Source organism: Streptomyces spinoverrucosus (genome assembly GCF_015712165.1).
In the GTDB taxonomy this organism is placed as follows: Bacteria; Actinomycetota; Actinomycetes; order Streptomycetales; family Streptomycetaceae; genus Streptomyces; species Streptomyces spinoverrucosus_A.
Window position 1 is genome coordinate 1164611 of sequence record NZ_JADPZX010000001.1, and the last position, 19726, is coordinate 1184336.

Here is a 19726-nt window from a genome sequence, read left to right on the forward strand (position 1 = left end):
CGCCTAGCGCGCCACGCGGTAGCGGAGGTAGACGACTGTCGAGGTGAAGGCGCGGGTCTCGACGAGTTCGAGATCCACCCGGCGCTCGCGCTGGGGAAAGAACGGAATGCCACCGCCGACCAGCACCGGGTAGACCCTGGCCCGGTACTCGTCGATCAGACCCAGCGCGGCCGCCTCGGCGGCGAGCGTCGCGCCGCCGATCGCGATGTCGCCCTCCCCCGGCTCGGCTCGCAACCGCTCGATCTCCTCCGCCAGGCAGCCGGAGGCCAGGCGGGCATTGCCCTGCACCGCCGACAGCGTGTTGGAGAACACCACCTTGGGGAGCGCCTTCCAGATCGCGGCCCACTCCAGCCTTGAGTCGTCGAGCGATGGATCCTGGTCGGTGGTCTCCCAGTACAGGTGGACGCCGACGCAGCCGTCAAGTGAGACGTTCATCGAATAGGTCACGCTGCGCATCGGAAGTCCTCCTCGGTGACGGGTTCGACCGTACGACCGCCGGACGCCGACCAGGCGTGCCCCGGCGGCGTCGCGCCTCGATGTTTTCACCACGGGCCGCCGAACTGTGCTAGATTCCCGGCGTTGCAGTTGTGGTACCCATGAACCTATGTGCGCCTGACGGGAATGTTTCTCCTTCAGGCGCATTGTTTGTTTTCCGGGATCTCCGGATGGGGCCTCTGCCTACAGAAGGAGAAGGACATGGCACAGGGAACCGTGAAGTGGTTCAACGCCGAAAAGGGTTTCGGCTTCATCCAGCAGGACGGCGGCGGTCCCGACGTCTTCGCCCACTACTCGAACATCGCGACGCAGGGCTTCCGTGAGCTCCAGGAGGGCCAGCGCGTCTCCTTCGACGTCACGCAGGGCCAGAAGGGCCCGCAGGCGGAGAACATCGTCCCCGCCTGATCGCCGGACGCGTATCCGACCGGGGTCCGCACCGTCACGGTGCGGACCCCGGTTTGTGCTGTTTCCAGGAAGGCAAACAACCGCATGCCCCGCAGACCCCAGAAGTCGAACCGGCGCGCCTCGTCGCCCCCACCGTCCGCGTCTTCGCCCAGGGAATTCCAGCTGCCGGAAAGCACCACACCCGCACTTCCCGCCGTCGAGGACTTCGCCGGTCTGGACATGCCCGCGGGGCTGCTGAAGACCCTCACCGCACAAGGCGTCACCACCCCCTTTCCCATCCAGGCCGCCACGCTGCCCAACTCGCTCGCCGGCCGTGACCTGCTGGGACGGGGACGCACCGGCTCCGGCAAGACCCTCGCGTTCGGGCTGGCGCTCCTGGCCCGCACGGCCGGACGGCGCGCGGAGCCCAAGGCACCTCTCGCCCTCGTGCTGGTGCCCACCCGTGAACTCGCCCAACAGGTGACGGACGCGCTGACCCCCTACGCGACGGCGGTGAACCTCAGGCTGGCCACCGTGGTCGGCGGGCTGTCCATCACCAAGCAGGCCGCCACGCTCCGGCGCGGCGCCGAGGTGCTCGTGGCGACCCCCGGCCGGCTCAACGACCTGGTGGCCCAGGGTGACTGCGTGCTCGACAGCGTACGCATCACGGTGCTGGACGAAGCCGACCAGATGACCGACATGGGCTTCCTGCCGCAGATCACCAAGCTGATCCAGCAGGTACGGCCCGACGGACAGCGCATGCTCTTCTCGGCCACCCTGGACGGCAACATCGACCGCCTGGTGCAGCGGTTCCTGACCGACCCCGTGGTGCACTCCGTGGACCCGTCCGCGGGGGCGGTGACCACCATGGAGCACCACGTGCTCCACGTCCAGGACGAGACCGACAAGAAGGCGGTCACCACGCGCATCGCGGCCCGTGACGGCCGGGTCATCCTGTTCCTCGACACCAAGAGGTCCGCCGACCGGCTCACCAAACGGCTCCTGGCAGTCGGTGTCCGCGCGGCGGCACTGCACGGAGGCCGCTCCCAGCCGCAGCGGAATCGCACCCTGGAGCAGTTCAAGAAGGGCCAGGTCACCGCGCTGGTGGCGACGAACGTCGCGGCCCGGGGTATACACATCGACGACCTCGACCTCGTCGTCAACGTCGATCCCCCCGCCGACCACAAGGACTACCTCCACCGGGGCGGCCGCACGGCCCGCGCCGGCGGCTCCGGCAGCGTGGTCACGCTGGTCCTGCCCGACCAGAAACGGGACGTCACCCGGCTCATGTCGGACGCGGGCATCCGCCCCCGGACTGCCCGCATCACGTCGAACGACACGGAACTGGCCACCATCACCGGTGCGCGCGAGCCTTCCGGCGTACCCGTCACCATCGAGGTCCCGCAGCAGTCGGCACCGTCGGCATCCCGCCCGGACCGGAAGACCGGCACCGAGCCGGGCAGGCGTTCCAGCCGCCGCCGAAAGGGCGGCGGGGCCGGGGCCGCGACAGTCGCGGCCACCGGGACGGGGGGCCGGGGCTCGGACCGCCGGGCCGCGGGCCGGGCGGCAGCGGCTGGTGGCTCCTCGGCAACCAGCGGGCGCGGTTCAGCCCGCCGGACGGGAGCCGACAGGGCCACGGGTGGTGGCGTCGGCGCGGGCGACCGCAGATCCGACCGCCGGTCCGCGAACGGTGCGGCGACCGGCACTGCCTCCGGCAAGGTCGTCCGCGGATCCGGCCGACGGGCGGCGGCCGACGGAGCCACGGGCGGCGCGGCCGGCACCGGGGCACATCGCTGACCTGCCGCATGGCACGGCAGACGTCGATGCACGCGCTGGAACTACTCAGGCGTCGGACGCGGGTTCCGACTGCCCTTGTGTCGGGAGCGGGCTGGCACCATGGGTGAGTGCAGTGGAGCAGACGGGAGGGTTCATGCCTGCCGACGGTCATCACGTCATCGTCTTCGATGTCAACGAGACGCTCAGTGATCTCACCCCGCTGCGTCTCCGGTTCGAGGACATCGGCGCCCCCGGGCATCTGATGCCGACCTGGTTCGCCGGGGTACTGCGAGACGGATTCGCGCTGACGATCGCCGGGGCGTACGCGGACTTCGCGGCCGTCGGGCGCGACGGAGTACGGGCGGTGCTGTCCGGCGTGGAGGGCTGGACAGGGGACGTGGACGCGGCAGCCCAGCACGTCCTGGACGGCTTCGCCCACCTGGACGTGCACCCCGATGTCCCGGACGGTGTACGGCAGTTGAGTGCCGCGGGCTACCGGCTGGTGGCCATGACCAACGGCAGCGCCGCCCTGACCGAACGGCTGCTTTCCAGGGCGGGACTGCTGGACCGCTTCGCGGCCGTGCTCGACGTGGGCGGCCCGCGCTGCTGGAAGCCCGCCCCGGCCGCCTACCGGTACGCCGTCGACCGGGCCGGAGTACAACCGGACCAGGCCCTGATGGTCGCCGTGCATCCCTGGGACATCGACGGAGCACGACGAGCCGGACTGGGCGGCGCCTGGCTACGGCGCGGAGTCCCCGCCTATCCCCGGACGATGTCCGCGCCCACTCACATCGCCCAGGACCTGCGAGAACTCGCCGACGCTCTGGTCACACCCCGCACCTGACCCCTCCGACGCGCGGAGAGCGCCCCCGTTCTTCTTCGCGGCAGAGGCCACTTTCGCAACAGGCCCTAGCTCCAGTCGATGTCGGACTGACGCTCCAGCGGGACCCGCTCCTCCAGGGACTCCGGGACAACCAGCGTGTCCGCCGCGGTCATCGCGGTGGGGAAGCGCAGGCGGGTTCGCGTCTGGATCTCGGACAACCTGACCTGGAACACCCGGAACTCGTCCAGTTCGAGGGCCTCGGACACATCCAGGTTCTGCGTCAGCAGGAACGCCTTGGACTTGAGCTTGCCGTCCTCGGAGAAGACGAGCACCTTCCAGAACTCGCGCGGGAGTTTGACCCCCCGGAAGACACGGTCGTCCTCGTGGAAGACCGGACCGCCGAACACGCTGACCTTGAGGTCGTCGACACGGACATCTTCGAAGACCGCGTCCTCCAGGTGGCCCCAGATGCCGTTGCGCCCGCTCTGGTTGAAGTCGTCCATCTGCGGAGTGATGTTGGTGTAGAAGAACGAGTCCTTGTTGGCCTTCTTCGCCTCGGGCAGCGAACCCCACACCACGTCGGCGCGGCGCGCTATATGGCCGCGGTCGAGCCGGTTGTCGCGGCCCTTGTACAGCTCGTTGCTGACCTGGGCGGCGGCCGGAAGGCGCGGGTCCTTGACGAAGTCGATGCCCTGCCGGTCGAGCTTCTTGAGGGTGCCACCGTCGATGTTCCAGCCCACCCAGAAGGCGAAGCGCCGCGATGTGCTGAGGGCCAGCGAGAAGTGCGTGTAGGGGACCACCTCGGACCCGTTGAGCCGGACGGCGTCCTGCTTGATCGACGGGTTGAGCTGCGGGGTGCCGATCGGTACGGCGAGGAAGCCCGGGTCGTAGCCGGTCACGGCCTCCAGCGATTCGGGGTCCGGCGGGGCGAGGGTGATCTTCAGTTCGTCGAAGACCGCCTGGGGGAAGCAGGCCAGAGCGCGGTCCTCGGGGTCCGCGTCCCCCTCACCACCGAAGTGCAGTCCGGCCATTACGTCCGTGGGCTTGCCGGAGCGGCTTGTGAACATCCAGACCGATCCGGAGTCGCCGGGCAGGCTGATCTCGTCGCCGTCCGCCGGATGCTTGGGGTCGGGGCCTATCTCGAAGCATTCGATCTCGCGCACTCCGACCGGCGCGCCGTAGTCGATGCTGACGATGGCGAAGGGCCTGCTCACCACGCCGTGCGTGACCCCGGTGGTACGGCCGCTCTTGACGACCTTGTCGTCGATCTGCGGTTCGCCCAGCTTCGTCGGAGTGACATCGAGGTCGAGGATGTCCATGGCGAAATCACGGTCTGTGACCGTCGACACCGCGCAGTCGCCGCCCCTGCCGAGGTGGGCGCGCTTGAGCCGGCCGAGGCTGTTCAGTGCGACGCGGCTGTCGTCCTTCTTGCCGGGCTGCACGACCACGTCGCCGAGTTCGCCCTTCCGGCCGTTCAGCACGTGCCAGTTGCTCAGCAGGCAGGGCGAACCGTCGTTCCTGTCGAAGGCGATGCACCCGAAGGTGCCGGCGCTCACCTTGACGTTGCCGACGCTCACACCGGGACGGACCGGATCGACGCGCCGCTGCCGCTGCGGTGTCTCGCCCTCGTCCACCACGAGGAAGTGCGGCTTGTAGGAGCGCTGGACGACGTCGGTCGGTACCTCGACGCCGCCTCCTATGTCGATGACGGCGGGGATCTCGGCGGTCCTCAGTTCCTCCAGTTCCTCCGGCCGGACCTTTTTGTCGACCGTGAACTGAAGGGCCAGTTCCTTCCCCGGTTCCCCGTTCGTCTCCTTGTACCCGATACCGACCGAGGACACATTCGGGTCGCTGAGGAAGCTCGATCCCCGGGCACGGATGAACTGCTTGAGGTCACCGATCAGCTTGTCCTGGCCGCTTGCGGAGGGCTTGGGATTGGTGGAGGCACGCTTCTTGGCAGCCATGGAAGGCCCCCTTCACGCATGGAGTTCAGGCGTGAGAAGCCGTACCGAAATCATGGGGATCCAGCGGTGGTTGAAACCGAAGCGAACGGCCTGGGCTTCCCGCGCTGTCGTGCACTTCCAGCATACGAGCCCCGAAAATGTACCGCCATGTACGGCACTGAAAGCAGGCGAACGTTCAACGATATTTGGTTGCATCGCCTACAACTCCCAACAAGCTCAACGTGGTTGGGAAGGGAGGGGAGACGATCTCTTGATCGACGCCGAAGGAGTGCCGATCGATCGGTGGCTCGCTCCACAGGGCGAGCAGCCGGGCCCGCCCCCTGGCCGACCTGCTGGACACCATCGTGGCCCGCTCCCAGGAGGCGTTCGATCTCACCCCGGACCACTCCCCGCAGTGGTGGCGTGCCTGCCACTACTACGAACAGGCGATCGCCGCGGTCCGGCCGCGCAGCCCCGAGCCGGCCGCCCTCTCGTACAACCTGGCGGTCGGCCTCCGGCTGCGCCACGACCGAGGCGCCGACGCCCGGGACCGGCGCCGGGCCGCGGAGTCGCTGCGCCGCGCCGCCCGGATCGGACTCGCACACAGCCCCCAGGTCGCACTGCTCGCCGCCCGCACCCTGGGGGACTGGGCGGCCGAACGGGAGGCGTGGGACGAGTCCGCGCGCGCGTACGCCATCGGGCTGAAGGCCATGCACCGACTGGTGCGCGCGCAGACCACCCGGGCACAGCGCGAGACCTGGCTGCGCAGGGCACAGCGGCTTCCGGCCCGCGCGGCCTTCGCCATGGTGACGGCCGGGCGGGCGACGCGGGCCGCCACCGGCGTCGAACACGGCCGGGCACTGGTGCTCTCCGCGTACCCCGATCAACCGCTGGACAGCGCGCTGCTGCTGGCGCAGAGCGCACTGACGCTGCGTGATGTGCTCGAACAACGCCTCACGTCGGCGCGTGTCGCCGTGCTGTCCGCCTGCGAGAGCGCGCTGTCGGGCACCGCCCTGCCCGACGAGGCCGTCGGACTGCCGACCGGTCTGAGCGAGGCCGGTGCGGCGGGGGTGGTCGGCAGCCCGTGGCGCGTACCCGACATCACCACCACCGTCCTCGTCTCGCGCTTCTACCAGAACTGGCGCCAGGGGGGACTGGAGCCCGCGCACTACGACAGGCCCTGCGCACCTGGGACGGATCGCACCCCACTCGCGCGAACCAGCTCTTTCCAGGTCGTTCCGAGGGGCCGGGCGCGCGGCTGGCGATGCCGGCGGCAGCCGCCGTTGACCGGATCGAGTCGGCGTGGGATCGCCGCCCCGCCGGGACATAACGGGACACACAACGCATCGGCAGTGAGCCACAGTTACCGCTCAGGTACGGAGCGAGTTGGCACTTTCGTCACACAGAGAGTCGTGTGACACTGGCGTCCCGTCCGCAGTGCGGACCACACTCCGCACCATCCCCCACGAGAAGTGCGCCGTGCGTTCTCTTCCTCTGCCGCTCGCTCTCACCGCGCGCCTGACCCCGGTCGTGGTGCTCGCCTGCGCGGGCTGGGCACTCACCTCCGGCCCTGAGTCCACCGCCCCCACCGCCCAGGACAGGGCGACGGACAAGACCGGGACCCAGTCCGCCTCGGCACCGTCCTCGACGGCCGCGCCGAAGACGTACACCAAGGCCCCCGCGCCGTGCGGCAGCCTGGGCAAGGAGACGATCACGTCGCTGGTGCCCGGCGCCAAGACGGCCGGGAAGGAGATCACCTCGACGGACGCCTCGGTTCGCCGCACCTGCTCCTGGAACGCCCTCAAGGGCTACGACTACCGCTGGCTCGACGTCTCCTTCGAGATAGGCGACTCGGACGACGAGGCGCTCAAGCAGTACCAGGAGCGCGTCGCGGAGAAGAAGGGCGGCGGCGAGGTCCCCGGCGTGGGTGACGCGGCCTACTCCGTCGTGAACCTCACCACCGAGGACGACCAGAAGACGCGCGAGGGCGTGGTGGTGGTGCGCGCCTCCAACGCGCTGGTGGTCGTCACGTACAACGGCTCCGACTTCGAGTCGAAGGAGGCGCCCAGCTCGGACGAGATGAACAAGGGCGCGATCAAGGCGGCCAAGGAGGCGGTGGCGGCGCTGGGGGCGGCCAGTAGGCCCGACCGCCCTCCAACACGAGCCTCAGGTCCGTTCGCGCGGCAGCATCAGCGCCACGTACAGCAGCAGCGACGCCGCCAGGCCCACCGCCCAGCCGTAGTCCGCGAGCGGCTTCAGGAACGGGATCAGACCGTCCGCCGGGAAGGGGCCGGACTTCACGCCGTCCGCGTTCACGGTGGAGTACGACCCGCCGACGGCCAGCACGCCGCCGACCACGAACGCCGCCAGCGCCCGCCAGTTCCAGCCGGCGGTGTACCAGTAACGCCCGCCCGGCGTGTACAAGTCGGCCAGGTGCAGGACCGTACGCCGGACGATCCAGTAGTCGGCGATCAGGATGCCCGCGACCGTGCCGAGCAGGCCGCCGACCACGCCGAGCCAGGTGAAGATGTAGAACTCGGGCGTCGAGATCAGCTTCCACGGGAAGATCAGGATGCCGATGACGCCCGTGATCAGCGCGCCGGTACGGAAGTTGATGAACTTCGGCGCCAGGTTGGCCAGGTCGTACGCCGGCGAGACCACGTTGGCCGCGATGTTCACGGAGATGGTGGCGACCAGCACGGTGATGAGCGCGAAGAGCAGCCCGAAGACGTTGTCCGCCTTGGCGGCGAGGGCGACCGGGTCCCAGATCGCCTCGCCGTAGACCACCTCGGAGCCGGAGGTGACCAGCACGGCGAGGATGGCGAACAGCGTCATCGTCGTGGGCAGGCCCAGCGACTGACCCCAGGTCTGGGCGCGCTGGCTGGCGCCGAAGCGGGTGAAGTCGGGGATGTTGAGGGACAGGGTGGCCCAGAAGCCGATCATGCCCATGAGGGACGGGAAGAAGACCGGCCAGAAGTCCGCGCCCCAGCCGAGCTTGGAGGGCTGCGACAGCAACTCGCCGAATCCGTTCGCCTCCACCGCTATCCAGATCAGCAGCACGAAGGCACCGACGATCACGAAGGGCGCCGCCCAGTTCTCGAAGTGCCGCAGGAAGTCCATGCCGCGGTGGATGATGGCGATCTGCATCGCCCAGAACAGGATGAAACACAGCCACAACGGCCACGGGTTCCCGGCGATCTGCCCGGCCTTCTCCCACTCACCGCCGGTGAGTTTGGAACCGAGGGCGAAGATGCCGCTGCCGCCGATCCAGGTCTGGATGCCGAACCAGCCGCACGCCACCGCCGCTCGGATCAGCGCCGGGACGTTGGCGCCGCGCAGCCCGAAGGAGGCGCGGGCCAGCACCGGGAAGGGTATGCCGTACTTGGGGCCGGCATGGCCGGTGGCCAGCATCGGCAGCAGCACGATGACGTTGGCCAGGGCGATGGTGAAGACCGCCTGCTTCCAGTCCATGCCGAGCGCCACCAGGCCGGAGGCCAGGGTCCAGCTGGGGATGCAGTGCGCCATGGAGATCCACAGCGCGGCGAAGTTGTACGTCGTCCACTTGCGCTCGGCGACCGGGACGGGACGCAGGTCCTCGTTGGCGAACGGACTGTCGGTGGGGAAGGCCTCGGGGGCCAGTTCGATCCGGCCGTCGGCATCGGTCTTCTGAGCGGCGGGCGACCCCGTGGGGACTGTTTCGGTCATGGGCAGGCCAATCGACAAGGCGGGACGGGAGAGGCCGTGCGGGGGGGCCTTGGGCCCCCCTCTCCGGGGGAGCGGAGAGGGGGCAAGGTGTGGGGGGTCGGGTGGAGCGATGGATCAGGCGTTGACCGCGGGGATGACCTGCGTGCCGTACGCGTCGATGACGGCCTCCTGCGCATCGTGCATGTCGTACACCGCGAACTGGTCGACGCCGAGCTCGCGCAGCTTCTTCAGCTTCTCGATGTGCATCCGAGGCGTACCGATGAGGCAGAACCGGTCGACGATCTCGTCCGGCACGAACCGGGTGTCGGGGTTTCCGCTGCGCCCGTGGTGGGAGTAGTCGTAGCCCTCGCGGGCCTTGATGTAGTCGGTGAGCTCGTCGGGTACGGCCGCCGAGTGTTCGCCGTACTTGGCGACCAGGTCGGCCACATGGTTGCCGACCATCCCGCCGAACCACCGGCACTGCTCGCGCGCGTGTGCGAGCGCCTCGGGCGAGTCGTCCTCGGTGACGTAGGCGGGGGCGGCCACACAGATGGTCACCTCGGCCGGGTCCCGCCCGGCGGCGACGGCCGCGTCCTTGACCGCCTTGACCATGTACTCGGTGAGATACAGGTCGGCGAGCTGGAGGATGAACCCGTCCGCCTCCTCACCGGTCATCTTCAGCGCCTTGGGCCCGTATGCCGCCATCCACACGGGGAGCCGGGCGCCCGGCCTGATCCACGGAAACCTGATCACCGTGCCGCCGAGGTCGGCCTCCTGGCCGCTGCCCAGCGCCCGGATGACCTTCATGGCCTCGCTGATCCGGGCCAGCGTGTTGGGCTTGCGGCCGGCCACCCGCATCGCCGAGTCGCCGCGCCCGATACCGCACACCGTGCGGTTGCCGAACATGTCGTTGAGGGTGGCGAAGGTGGAGGCGGTGACCTCCCAGGTGCGGGTGCCCGGGTTGGTCACCATCGGGCCGACCGTCAGCTTCTGCGTGTTCGCGAGGATCTGGCTGTAGATCACGAACGGCTCCTGCCAGAGCACGGCCGAGTCGAAGGTCCAGCCGTACGTGAACCCGTTGCGCTCGGCGCGTTTCATCAGGGAGACCACCCGCGAGGCCGGCGGGTCGGTCTGCAGCACGAGTCCGAAGTCCATGGGCACCGCTCCTAGTTGAGGTACTGACAGGTGGAGCGGGGGGTGTACAGCCCGTGCCCGGCGTGCCCGGTGTACTCCCGCTCGGTGATGACGGGCACGCCACGCGAGAGCACGGTCTCGACGCGGCCGGTGACGCGCTTTCCCTCGTACGCCGAGTAGTCGACGTTCATGTGGTGCGTCTCGGCCGACATCACCTGCTCGGCGTGCGGGTCGTAGATCACGACGTCGGCGTCGGCGCCCGGCGCGATGGTGCCCTTCTTCGGGTACATGCCGAACATCCGGGCCGGGGTGGCGCAGGCGATCTCGATCCAGCGGCGGCGCGAGATGTGCCCGTCGAGGACGGCCTGGTGGAGCAGGTCCATACGGTTCTCCACGCCCGGCAGCCCGTTGGGGATCTTGGAGAAGTCACCGCGGCCGAGGTCCTTCTGCCCGACGAAGCAGAAGGGGCAGTGGTCGGTGGAGACGACCTGGAGGTCGTTGGTGCGCAGGCCCTTCCACAGCTCCGCCTGGTGCTCGCGCGGTCGCAGCGGCGTCGAGCAGACGTACTTGGCGCCCTCGAAATCGGGTTCGGCGAGGTTGTCGGTCGACAGGAACAGATACTGCGGGCAGGTCTCGCCGAAGACGTTGAGCCCCTGGTCCCGTGCCCTGGTCAGCTCGGCGACCGCCTCCATCGCCGAGACGTGCACGACATACAGGGGCGCTCCGGCGACCTGCGCGAGCCGGATCGCGCGGTGGGTGGCCTCCGCCTCCAGCAGCGCCTTGCGCACCTCGCCGTGGTGGCGCGGGTCGGTCTCGCCTCGGGCGAGGGCCTGCTCGACCAGCACGTCGATGGCGATGCCGTTCTCCGCGTGCATCATGATCAGCCCGCCGTTGTCGGCGGAGCGCTGCATGGCGCGCAGGATCTGGCCGTCGTCGGAGTAGAAGACGCCCGGGTAGGCCATGAACTGCTTGAACGAGGTGACGCCTTCCTCGATCAGCAGATCCATCTCCTTCAGCGTCTCCTCGTTCACATCGGAGACGATCATGTGGAAGCCGTAGTCGATCGCGCAGTTGCCCTCCGCCTTGGCGTGCCAGGCGTCCAGGCCCTCGCGCAGCGATTGACCGACGCTCTGCACCGCGAAGTCGACGATCGTCGTGGTGCCGCCCCAGGCGGCGGCCCGGGTGCCGGTCTCGAAGGTGTCGGAGGCGAAGGTGCCGCCGAACGGCAGCTCCATGTGGGTGTGGACGTCGACGCCGCCCGGGATGACGTACTTGCCGGTGGCGTCGAGCGTGCGCTCGGCGGTGAAGGCCTGCGCCGCGGGAGTGCCGGAGGTGGCGAGGGCGGCGATGCGGCCGTCCTCGATCAGGACGTCGGCGTGGATCTCGTCGGAGGCGGTGACAACTAGGCCGCCGCGGATCACTGTACGGGTCATCGGTCGCTCCTCGCCGTGTGCTTGTGCCGGTTGTCTGTGGCTGGTCGCGCAGTTCCCCGCGCCCCTGCGGTGGTTGTCCTTACGGCGTCGTCAACGGGCCGTAGGCTCCCGGTGCCCGGTCCCGGTAGAACTGCCAGCGGTCGCGGACCTCGCGCAGCTTGGCCATGTCCAGGTCCCGGACGACGAGTTCGGTCTTCTTGTCGTTCGCCACCTCGCCGACGAACTGGGCCTCGGGGTCGACGAAGTACGAGGTGCCGTAGAAGTCGTTGTCGCCGTACTCCTCGACCCCGACCCGGTTGATCGCGCCGACGAAGTACTCGTTGGCGACGGCCGCCGCCGGCTGCTCCAGCTGCCACAGGTAGGCGGAGAGTCCGCGTGAGGTGGCCGACGGGTTGAAGACGAGCTCGGCCCCCGCGAGGCCCAGCGCCCGCCAGCCTTCCGGGAAGTGGCGGTCGTAGCAGATGTACACGCCGATCCTGCCGACGGCGGTGTCGAAGACGGGCCAGCCGCTGTTGCCGGGCCGGAAGTAGAACTTCTCCCAGAAGCCCTTCACCTGCGGGATGTGCGTCTTGCGGTACTTGCCGAGGTAGGAGCCGTCGGCGTCGATCACCGCGGCCGTGTTGTAGAGGACTCCGGGCTGCTCCTCCTCGTACATCGGCAGCACGAGGACGATGCCGAGCTCCTTCGCGAGGGCCTGGAAGCGCCGGACGATCGGGCCCTCGGGGATCTTCTCGGCGTACTCGTAGAAGGCCGGGTCCTGGACCTGGCAGAAGTACGGTCCGTAGAACAGTTCCTGGAAGCACAGGACTTGGGCGCCCTGCGCGGCGGCGTCGCGCACCGCCTGCTCGTGCACCTGGATCATCGACTCCTTGTCGCCGGTCCAGGCGGTCTGGAAGACGGCGGCGCGGATCACTCGGCTCATCGGGACCTCCGGTCGCTCCGGTAGCTCGGTGTGCGGTGAGCCTAGGAAGTCCGGATGTCGTCGTTGAGTTGCACCGTGTCACGTCTGCGGGCACCCGGCGTGCCACCGTGTCACCTTTCGGCAGGCCCATGTTTCACCGCCGTTTTCCCAGGTCGTCGCATGTTTCACCCCTGTTGCGCGTCGTGTGCGAGGAGGGCGATGTGCACCGACGCGGCCTGTTCGAAGTCGTCGAGGTCCACCCCGAGCCGCGCCTGTATGGCCTCCAGACGGCGGTAGAGCGCGGGGCGCGAGACATGGTGCAGCTGTGCGGTACGGGACTTGTTGCGGCCGGTGGCGAGATAGGTGCGCAACACGGCGAGCAGCGCCACCACCTCTGCGTCCCGGCCGCCGAGCAGCCCGTCCAGCTCCCGCTCCGCGAAGGACTGCACATGCGGGTCGTCCCGCAGCAGCCGGACCAGGCCCCGCAGGTGTACGTCCTTCAGGTGGACGACGGCCGGGAGGTCCAGCGCTGCCGAGGAGTCCGCCACGGCGTCGGCGACGTGCTGTGCCTCGCGCAGCCCGGCGGGCACGTCGTCCCAGGCGGTGCGCGGTGCCGCGGCGGCCACCACGGGTCCTGACGTGGACCGCAGCCGGGCCGCGAAGTGGGCGGTGAGCGCCTCGGCGTCCTGGTCCCGGGCGAGGCTGAGCAGCACGGCGGTGGCCCCGTCGGCGAGTTCGGCGGCGATGCCGGGCAGGCCCAGCAGGCGCAGCACGCGGTCGAGTTGCTCCGGCTCGCGGTCGCGTACGACCAGCGGAACGAAGGTGCGCCGGTTGACCGGCAGCCCGGCCGCCCGTGCCCTGGGCAGCAACTGCCGTGCGGGTACGACGCCACTGACCAGGTCCGTCAGCAGGCTCTGCGCCGACTGCTCCTCCCAGCTGCCCGACGGCCCGCCGAGCATGCGGTGCAGCACGAGGGCCTCGGCGGCGCGGTCGGCGAGCAGTCGCCCGGCGGCGGTGTCACCCCGGTAACCGCACAGCACGATCCGTCCCCACTGCTCCCCGCGCCCGCTCAGCTCGGCGCGGATCCAGCCGTCGCCCTCGCCGCCGCCGGCCTGGCGGGCGATGCGCTCCCAGTCGCGCAGCACGTCGTCGACGGCCGGCCGCTCCCCCGCCGTGGCGAGGACGCGGTGGGCGAGGTTGGTGACGACGACGGGGCAGGCGCTGTGCCGGGCCACCTCGTCGAGCAGGCGTTGCAAGGGGGCGCCGGAGGTGATCAGCGCGGTGAGTTCGGTGCGTACCGCCTCGGAGAGGCTGACGGCGGCGAACTTCCGCCGCACCAGCCGGGACTGGACCTCCTCGGTGAGCTCGGCGAAGGGGAAGGGGCGGTGCAGGACGACCATGGGCAGCCCGCACCGCTCGGCGACCCGCCGCATCGCGTCCGGCGCGGCGGGGAAGGCGCGGCCGAGGCCGAGGACGACGGCCGCCGCCTCCGCGCGGTGCAGCGACCGGACGTACTCGGCCTGCTTGTCCGGGTCACCGGCGAGCAGGACGCCGGTGGTGAGGACCATCTCGCCGCCGCTGAGCATCACTCCGACGTCGGCGGCCTCGGCGACGTGCACCCAGCGCACCGGCCGGTCCAACTGGCTCGCGCCGGCCACCACTTCGGGCTCCCCGGCGAGCACCCGTTCCAGGGTGAGGACCTGTCGGACGGACAGGGCCGGTGCCAGGGGCTCCCAGGACTCCAGGGGGGTGGTCATGGCGGCGCTCCCTTGCTCTGCCCGGTGCTAGCTGATGCTCCTCAGGGCGCGTTCGAGGACGGCGGCGCCCTCCTCGGCCTCCGCGACGGTCAGGGACAGTGGCGGTGCGACGCGCAGGGCGCTGGTGTTGTGCCCGCCGCCCTTGCCGATGAGCAGTCCGCCCTCGCGGGCCGCCTCCAGCACGGCGGACGCGGCCTGTGGATCCGCCTCGTCCGTGCCCGGCCGTGCCACCTCGATGCCGATCATCAGCCCGCGCCCCCGCACCTCACGTACGGCGGGCACCTGCGCGGCGACGGCCCGCAACCGCTCGATCAGCAGTCCGCCGACCCGCCGGGCGTTGCCCTGGAGGTCGTGTTCCAGCAGGTACGCGAGGTTGGCGAGGCCCGCGGCCATGGTGATCTGGGTGCCGCCGAAGGTCGAGATGCTGTTGGCGTCGAGGCAGTTCATGATCTCGGCGCGGGCGACGACCCCGCCGATGGACATGCCGTTGCCGATGCCCTTGGCGAAGGTGAGCATGTCCGGCGGTCCGCTGCTGCCGTGCGCCTGCCAGCCCCAGAAGTGATCGCCGGTACGACCCCAGCCGGTCTGCACCTCGTCGGAGATCCAGAGGATGCCGCGCTCGTTGAGCACCTCGCGGAAACGGGCGTACAGCCCGTCCGGCGGTGAGGTGAAGCCGCCGACGCCCTGGATGGGCTCGGCGATCAGCGCGGCGGGCGGGCGGGTGTGGCCGAGCAGGTCGGTGAGGTCCTCGACGCAGGCCGCGACGAACTCGTCGTCGCTCAGGCCGGCGTACGGCCCTCGGGTGCGTACGCCGCCGTGGACGTACAGCGTCTGCAGCGGGGACAGCGAGGTCGGTGACCAGCCGCGGTTGCCGGTGATGCCGACGGCGCTGAAGGAACGGCCGTGGTAGCTGTTGCGCATCGCCAGGATCGTGTTGCTGCGGCGGTACGTCGTGGCCAGCAGCAGGGCCGTGTCGTTGGCCTCCGTGCCGGAGGTGGTGAAGAAGACACGCGCGTCGGGGATGCCGCTCAACTGGGCGATGCGCTCGGCGAGTTCGACCATGGGGCGGTTGAGGTACAGGGTGGACGAGTGGATGATCCGCCCGGCCTGTTCGCTCACCGCCTTGGTCACCTCGGGCAGGGCGTGCGCGGTCATCGTGGTGAGGATGCCGCCGAAGAAGTCGAGATACCGCCGTCCGGCGGCGTCCCAGACGTGCCGGCCCTCGCCGTGGGTGATCTCGATCGGCTCGTCGTAGTAGAGGGCGAGCCAGTCGGGGAGCACGGCCCGGTGGCGTCCGAGCAGGTCCTTGGTCACGGCTGCACCAGCCCTTCGTAGGCGTCGGGACGGCGGTCGCGGTAGAAGGCCCACTGCTGCCGGACCTCTTCGATGACGTCGAAGTCGAGGTCGCGCACGACGAGTTCCTCGGTCTTGTCGTCGGCGATCTCACCCACGAACTGCCCGCGTGGGTCGACGAAGTAGCTGCTGCCGTAGAAGTCGTTGTCGCCGTACTCCTCGACCCCGACCCGGTTGATCGCGGCGACGAAGTACTCGTTGGCGACGGCCGCCGCGGGCTGCTCCAGCCGCCACAGATAGGCGGACAGGCCCCGGTGGGTGGCGGACGGGTTGTACACCAACTGGGCTCCGTTCAGGCCGAGTTGCCGCCAGCCCTCCGGGAAGTGGCGGTCGTAGCAGATGTAGACGCCCACCTTGCCGACCGCGGTGTCGAAGACGGGCCAGCCGAGGTTTCCCGGTTTGAAGTAGTACTTCTCCCAGAAGCCCTTCACCTGCGGGATGTGGTGCTTGCGGTACTTGCCGAGGTAGGTGCCGTCCGCGTCGATCACGGCCGCGGTGTTGTAGTAGAAACCGGACTGCTCGACCTCGAACACCGGCACCACGATCACCATGCCGGTCTCGCGGGCCAGGGCCCGCATACGACGCACGGTCGGCCCGTCCGGCACCGGCTCGGCCCACCGGTAGTGCTCCGGCTCCTGGACCTGACAGAAGTAGGGGGCGTTGAAGACTTCCTGGAACCCGATGACCTTGGCGCCCTGCCGGGCCGCCTCGCGGGCGTGCTCCTCGTGTTTCGCCACCATGGACTCGGTGTCGCCGGTCCAGGTGGCCTGGACCAGAGCGGCACGGACGACGTTCGCCATGAGCTGCTCCTTCGACGGGACGTCAGCGCCTCTACGCCCGTAGAGCGGGCGGTAGAGGCACGAACGTATGCCTAGGTGAAGGCCTTGCCAAGACCATCGTCGTTAACCCGCGGGGTCGGCGCTGTTTCACACCCCTGTGGGTGATCGCCGGGCGGTCACGTCGTGAGACCGGCGACACGCAGGGCGTGGACGAGATCCCAGTGCCGCTCGGCGGATACGCCCTGCGCGGCCTCCAGGAGCAGCGGCACCAGGGTCTGCGGGTCGGGCTCGGCGCTGCGCGCGGCCTCCTCGGGGGTGCGGACGCGGACGTACGCGTCCAGCAGCGCGCGGACCTCGCGGCGGCGGCCCTCGTGGGCCAGCCCGAGCACGGCCCGGCCGATCTCGTCCGCCGGCCGCCCCACCCCCTGCCGCAGGATCTGCTCCGCGTCGACGTCCCGGCCCGCCGCGACCAGCGCGTCCGCCGCGGCGACCAGCTGCTCGGCGGGCAGCGAGGCGGCCTCCCACAGCAGCGTCGCCCAGTCGGCGCCGAGGCCGGCGCGTTCCATTTCGGCGGCGAGCAGCGGGAAGCGGGCGGCGGGCCAGTACGCGGCCTCGACCAGCAGGACGTGCGCCTCTCCCGTGCGCCCCTCGCCGCGCAGCCGCACCAGCGTCTCGACCACCCCGGCCACCTCCCGCCACGCCGCCGCGTCCACCGGCTCGACCTGCGGCTGCGACCCCTCGACCGCTTCTTCTGCCACCCCGGCGAAGCGCGCGCCGCGCGGGCTACGACCGGTGGTGGCCTCCGGAGCGGGCAGCACCGGTACGGCACCCGGGGGTACGACGGTGGGGGCGCCCTCCTCCTCGACCATCCCGGCGAACCGCGCACCGCCACGGCGGCGTTTACGCGACTTGGGGGCGGGGCGGGGGGAGTCGGGGGCAGGGGTCGGGGCGGAGGCGGCGGGTTGCGGGCGCGGCACGTTGGGCGGGGTCGGGTCGGGGGGCGCTGCGTTGCGCGGGATCAGGTCGGGGGGAGCCGGTTGCGGGGGGTCGGGGGTGGGGGCTGGGGCGTAGGCGGTGGGATGCGAGCGCTCGGGGGGTGGGGCTGGGGCGTAGGCGGTCGGGTGCGGGGCCTCGGGGGGCGGCGGGGCGTAGGCAGGCGGCTGCGGGCCCTCGGGTGCTGGGGCGTAAGCGGGAGGCGGGGCCTCGTGGGCCGGGGCCCAGTCGTGGGCGGTGCGCTGCCGGGCCGCCTCGGCGCGAGCCGGGTCAAAGGCCGCCCCATGCCGGCCCTCATGCGCCGGGAGGGAGCCATGGGCGCCGCGCTGCCGGGTCTCGTCGGCGCGAGCCGGGTCGTACGCCGCCCGCCGTTGGCCCTCGGGGGCCGGGGCCCAGTCATGGGCGTGCTCGGAGGCTTGGGCGGCCCGGGGGTCGTATGGATCGGGCTCCGTCGGCCGTACGGGTGCCTGGCCCTGCCTCTCCCCCGGGGCCCGCGGCCGGATCAGCTGGGCGCCCCGTACCTGGCCGCCCACCGACCGTCGGGCCAACTCGGCCATGCGCCACCGGAGTTCGGCGCAGCGCGCGGTCGCGCGGTCATGGTCGTCGCGGGCCCACGCGAGATCGAGGCGGACGGCGTCGGCGTCCTCCTGGGACGTGGCGGCGGGCAGCAACCGCCCCAACTCCGCGAGCCGTTCCGCGGCGTACCGCTGCTCGCGGAGCATGACGTCGAGCCGGTCGCCGAGGGCGTCCCGACCGCCGGGCCGGGTGTCGTACGCGATGAGCGCGGCGGCGTGCAGGGAGCGCGCCGGCTCCTTCTCGGGGGTGGCGACCTCGGGACCGTACTCAGCGGCAAGGTCCTGCAGCAGCGCCTCGACCACGTCCCACGGCGGCACCTCACGCCCGTCGAGGCAGGCCTGCATGCCCTCCGGGTCGCGCTGCCAGAACACCGCGCACCAGCCGACGTCCTGATCCAGGCGCGCCAGCAAACCGTTCAGGTAGTTCGCGAACTCCCGTACCTGAGCCGGGAGTTGTTCCACTGCCATCGCGCAACCCCCGTAAGGACCGGACAACTCCGGGCCGTAGACAACACCAGCCGTGTTACGGACTCGCTACGGGAAGTTTTCCGAGGGAACGCGGAGGACTCAGATCAGCCACGCTCCGGCGGTGACATCAGCCATGTTCCGGTAAAGGCGTCAGACCGCCACCGGCGCACAGGCTCCGGCCAGTTCGTCCATGGACAGGCCGAGCGCACGGGCCAGCGCGGCCACCGTGAAGAAGGCCGGCGTCGGGGCGCGGCCGGTCTCGATCTTGCGGAGTGTCTCCGCGGAGATGCCCGCCTCGGCCGCCACCTCGGCCATGCTGCGGCCGCCACGGGCCTCGCGCAGCAGTTGTCCGAGCCGCTCGCCGCGTTGGCGTTCTTCGGGAGTGAGAGGGGTGCGCACCATGCCACCATTCTAATACCGGTATAGTAATTGGCATGGTGGAGCTGAAGACAGACACATCGATCGACGCCATGTACGAGGCGGGCCAGGTCGTCGGCCGCGCCCTCACGGCCGTGCGCGAGGCCGCCGCCGTGGGCGTGACCCTGCTGGAGCTGGACGAGGTGGCCCGCGAGGTGCTGCGCGAGGCCGGCGCGAAGTCGCCCTTCCTCGGCTATCGCCCCTCCTTCGCGCCCACACCCTTCCCGGCCGTCATCTGCACCTCGGTGAACGACGCGATCGTGCACGGCATCCCGACCCGCTACCGGCTGCGCGACGGCGACCTGGTCTCCGTCGACTGCGGCGCCGAGCTGGGCGGCTGGGTGGGCGACTCGGCGATCAGCTTCGTCGTCGGCCGCCCCCGCCCGGCCGACCTGCGGCTGATCGAGACGGCCGAACGCGCCCTCGCGGCCGGCATCGAGGCGGCGGTCGTCGGCAACCGCATCGGCGACATCGCCCACGCCATCGGCACGGTCTGCCGCAAGGCCGGTTACGGCATCATGGACGGCTTCGGCGGCCACGGCATCGGCCGCCGTATGCACGAGGACCCCTCGGTCCCGAACGAGGGCCGCCCGGGACGGGGCCTCCCCCTGCGCAAGGGCATGGTCCTGGCCATCGAGCCCATGCTCATCGCCGGCGGCCGCGACGACTTCCACGCCTCCCCCGACGGCTGGACCCTGCGCACCACCGACGGCTCCCAAGCGGCCCACGCGGAACACACGGTGGCGATCACGGAAACGGGACCTCGCATCCTCACGGCCAGGTGAGGCTCCAAATCCCGCGTCCGTAGGCG

Annotated in this window: 16 protein-coding genes and 1 pseudogene; 6 read left to right on the forward strand and 11 right to left on the reverse strand. The window is 70.5% G+C overall.

The features are described from left to right. Window positions 1-3: 3 nt before the first annotated feature. Window positions 4-456: a dihydrofolate reductase family protein gene (locus I2W78_RS05335; protein WP_196457415.1), complete on the reverse strand. Its 453-nt coding sequence runs from the start codon at window positions 454-456 to the stop codon at window positions 4-6. A gap of 240 nt (window positions 457-696) precedes the next feature. On the opposite strand from I2W78_RS05335, the gene I2W78_RS05340 reads away from it, so the two are divergent. The 3 genes from I2W78_RS05340 to I2W78_RS05350 all read left to right on the forward strand — a co-directional run bounded on the left by I2W78_RS05340 (window position 697) and on the right by I2W78_RS05350 (window position 3499). After that, window positions 697-900: a cold-shock protein gene (locus I2W78_RS05340; RefSeq protein ID WP_023544341.1), complete on the forward strand. Its 204-nt coding sequence runs from the start codon at window positions 697-699 to the stop codon at window positions 898-900. 84 nt (window positions 901-984) lie between these two features. Beyond that, complete coding sequence (locus I2W78_RS05345; protein WP_196457417.1) at window positions 985-2676, forward strand: DEAD/DEAH box helicase; 1692 nt, start codon at window positions 985-987, stop codon at window positions 2674-2676. 133 nt (window positions 2677-2809) lie between these two features. Then, on the forward strand, window positions 2810-3499 hold the full coding sequence (locus tag I2W78_RS05350) for a haloacid dehalogenase type II (protein ID WP_196457419.1): 690 nt from the start codon (window positions 2810-2812) through the stop codon (window positions 3497-3499). A gap of 65 nt (window positions 3500-3564) precedes the next feature. Here I2W78_RS05350 and I2W78_RS05355 read toward each other — a convergent pair whose 3' ends face one another. Continuing rightward, window positions 3565-5442, reverse strand: coding sequence for a DNA/RNA non-specific endonuclease (locus I2W78_RS05355; protein ID WP_196457421.1), 1878 nt, complete (start codon window positions 5440-5442; stop codon window positions 3565-3567). Window positions 5443-5786: 344 nt separating this feature from the next. Here I2W78_RS05355 and I2W78_RS41340 point away from each other — a divergent pair, with 344 nt between their 5' ends. Next, the gene (locus I2W78_RS41340; protein ID WP_196457422.1) at window positions 5787-6839 is read left to right on the forward strand and encodes a CHAT domain-containing protein; all 1053 of its coding nucleotides are present in this window, start codon (window positions 5787-5789) and stop codon (window positions 6837-6839) included. 61 nt (window positions 6840-6900) lie between these two features. Next, window positions 6901-7548 (forward strand): annotated as a pseudogene (locus I2W78_RS40160) (hypothetical protein); the annotation flags it as partial. A gap of 39 nt (window positions 7549-7587) precedes the next feature. Here the strand turns inward: I2W78_RS40160 and I2W78_RS05370 are convergent. The 9 genes from I2W78_RS05370 to I2W78_RS05410 all read right to left on the reverse strand — a co-directional run bounded on the left by I2W78_RS05370 (window position 7588) and on the right by I2W78_RS05410 (window position 18900). Beyond that, the gene (locus I2W78_RS05370; protein ID WP_196457426.1) at window positions 7588-9126 is read right to left on the reverse strand and encodes an NCS1 family nucleobase:cation symporter-1; all 1539 of its coding nucleotides are present in this window, start codon (window positions 9124-9126) and stop codon (window positions 7588-7590) included. Between the two features lie 114 nt (window positions 9127-9240). Continuing rightward, window positions 9241-10260, reverse strand: coding sequence for a TIGR03842 family LLM class F420-dependent oxidoreductase (locus I2W78_RS05375; RefSeq protein ID WP_196457428.1), 1020 nt, complete (start codon window positions 10258-10260; stop codon window positions 9241-9243). An 11-nt stretch (window positions 10261-10271) separates the two neighbouring features. After that, a complete protein-coding gene (gene hydA / locus I2W78_RS05380; RefSeq protein ID WP_196457430.1) occupies window positions 10272-11672 on the reverse strand; it encodes a dihydropyrimidinase in 1401 nt (466 codons plus the stop codon). A gap of 79 nt (window positions 11673-11751) precedes the next feature. Then, window positions 11752-12594 (reverse strand): nitrilase-related carbon-nitrogen hydrolase, encoded by an 843-nt coding sequence (locus tag I2W78_RS05385; RefSeq protein WP_196457432.1) that lies wholly within the window; start codon window positions 12592-12594, stop codon window positions 11752-11754. Window positions 12595-12758: 164 nt separating this feature from the next. Further along, the gene (locus I2W78_RS05390; protein ID WP_196457434.1) at window positions 12759-14330 is read right to left on the reverse strand and encodes a PucR family transcriptional regulator; all 1572 of its coding nucleotides are present in this window, start codon (window positions 14328-14330) and stop codon (window positions 12759-12761) included. 27 nt (window positions 14331-14357) lie between these two features. Further along, window positions 14358-15644: an aspartate aminotransferase family protein gene (locus I2W78_RS05395; RefSeq protein WP_196457436.1), complete on the reverse strand. Its 1287-nt coding sequence runs from the start codon at window positions 15642-15644 to the stop codon at window positions 14358-14360. Beyond that, window positions 15641-16483: a nitrilase-related carbon-nitrogen hydrolase gene (locus tag I2W78_RS05400; protein WP_196457438.1), complete on the reverse strand. Its 843-nt coding sequence runs from the start codon at window positions 16481-16483 to the stop codon at window positions 15641-15643. Before I2W78_RS05400 ends, I2W78_RS05395 begins: the two co-directional genes overlap by 4 nt. Before the next feature lie 155 nt (window positions 16484-16638). After that, window positions 16639-18498: a hypothetical protein gene (locus tag I2W78_RS05405; RefSeq protein WP_196457440.1), complete on the reverse strand. Its 1860-nt coding sequence runs from the start codon at window positions 18496-18498 to the stop codon at window positions 16639-16641. 150 nt (window positions 18499-18648) lie between these two features. Further along, a complete protein-coding gene (locus I2W78_RS05410) occupies window positions 18649-18900 on the reverse strand; it encodes a helix-turn-helix domain-containing protein (RefSeq protein WP_196457442.1) in 252 nt (83 codons plus the stop codon). A 32-nt stretch (window positions 18901-18932) separates the two neighbouring features. Between I2W78_RS05410 and map the strand changes: the two genes are divergently transcribed. Then, the gene (map, locus tag I2W78_RS05415) at window positions 18933-19700 is read left to right on the forward strand and encodes a type I methionyl aminopeptidase (RefSeq protein WP_196457444.1); all 768 of its coding nucleotides are present in this window, start codon (window positions 18933-18935) and stop codon (window positions 19698-19700) included. Window positions 19701-19726: the final 26 nt, after the last annotated feature.